The organism is Collinsella aerofaciens (assembly GCF_028209885.1).
GTDB lineage: Bacteria > Actinomycetota > Coriobacteriia > Coriobacteriales > Coriobacteriaceae > Collinsella > Collinsella aerofaciens_BA.
Window position 1 is genome coordinate 1 of sequence record NZ_JAQLEM010000074.1, and the last position, 1,447, is coordinate 1,447.

At 65.6% G+C, this 1,447-nt stretch carries 2 protein-coding genes; both read left to right on the forward strand.

Annotated features, from left to right (window positions below):
* Nucleotides 1-45: 45 nt before the first annotated feature.
* Nucleotides 46-537: a helix-turn-helix domain-containing protein gene (locus PMX21_RS10000; RefSeq protein WP_225093191.1), complete on the forward strand. Its 492-nt coding sequence runs from the start codon at nucleotides 46-48 to the stop codon at nucleotides 535-537.
* A 20-nt stretch (nucleotides 538-557) separates the two neighbouring features.
* Entirely contained in the window at nucleotides 558-1,409 is an 852-nt protein-coding gene (locus PMX21_RS10005) for an IS3 family transposase (protein WP_263634064.1), read from the forward strand.
* Nucleotides 1,410-1,447 lie beyond the last annotated feature (38 nt).

Sequence of the window (1,447 nt, forward strand, 5' to 3'; positions counted from 1 at the left end):
TGAACTGCCTCCCATTTCTTGGACATGAGAAATGGGAGGCTTTTTATGCGTGTCGACTTGAGGGTGAAGCACGACATCGAGGCCAGGAAGGCGGCGATCGGGCTCTTCGAGCGAGGCCACGGCTCCGAGTCGGCGGCGAAGGCGCTGTCGGTCCCGCGCGACACCGTGAGACAATGGCTCTACGTATACCGGTCGTTCGGAAGCGAGGTGCTGCTATCCATGGACGGCAAGCAGGCCAGGTACACATACGAGCAGAAGGTCGCCGCCGCCTCGGCCGTGGTCGACGGCGGCATGAGCAAGCGGGACGCCATGGAGGCGTTCGGGGTCATGTCCTTGGCGCCGCTCAAGAGATGGTGCGCGCTCTACCGCGAGGGCGGCGCCGAGGCGCTCAGGCCCAGGCCCAAGGGCCGGCCGAGCGGTTCCAAGGCGAGGCCGCGGACCCGCGAGGAGGAGCTCGAGGAGCGCTGCCGAAGGCTCGAGACCGAGGTGGCCTACCTAAAAAAATTGCGTGCCCTGGTCGGGAGGGACGGGCTCTGACCAGGGCGAAGGTCGAGGCCGTGAGGGTCCTGCGCGAAGAGGGGCACGGGCTGGGGCGCCTGCTGGAGTGCGCCGGCATGGCCCGGTCCAGCTACTACTACGCGCTGTCGCACCCGAAGGCTCCCACCAGGCCCGAGCTCTGGGAGGCCGCCGCCGAGATATTCTCGCGCACGGCCAACGGGTGCGGCCACAGGCAGATCGCCATGTGCCTGCGCGCCGAGCGGGGCGCGCGCATAGCCTACAAGACCGTGCTGAAGATGATGCGCGAGATGGGCATCAGCTGCGGGATCCGCCGCGAGACCGACTACCACAGGTACAACTCGTACAGGGGCAAGGTCGGAAAGACCTTCGAGAACGTCATCGGGCGCGACTTCGCCGCCGACGGGCCGTGGGAGAAGATGGGCACCGACGTCACCGAGTTCAAGCAGCCCTGGGGCAAGGCCTACTTCGCGCCGGTCTACGACTTCGGCAGCAAGGAGATCGTCGCCTGGTCCACGTCGCTGCACCCCAACATGGCCCAGCAGCACGAGCTGCTCGACCAGCTCGTGTCCAGGAAGCCCAAGGGCTCCAGGCCGATCCTGCACTCGGACATGGGCTGGCAGTACCAGCAGGCCGGTTGGTGCAGGCGGTTGGAGGAGGCCGGCGTGGTGCAGAGCATGTCCCGGAAGGGCAACTGCATCGACAACGGCGCGACGGAGCAGGTGTTCGGCCACATCAAGGACGAGTTCTTCCGCGGAAGGACGTGGCCGGACTTCGAGTCCTTCAAGGCGGACCTCGACGACTTCGTGGTCCATTGGAACACGAGGAGGCGCCAGGTTAAACTGAAGGGACTGACCCCGGAGGAGTTCCGGAGACAGTCCCTTGCGGCGTAGTTCTTATTTAAGCCGTCCAAGTTTTGGGGTGCAGTTCA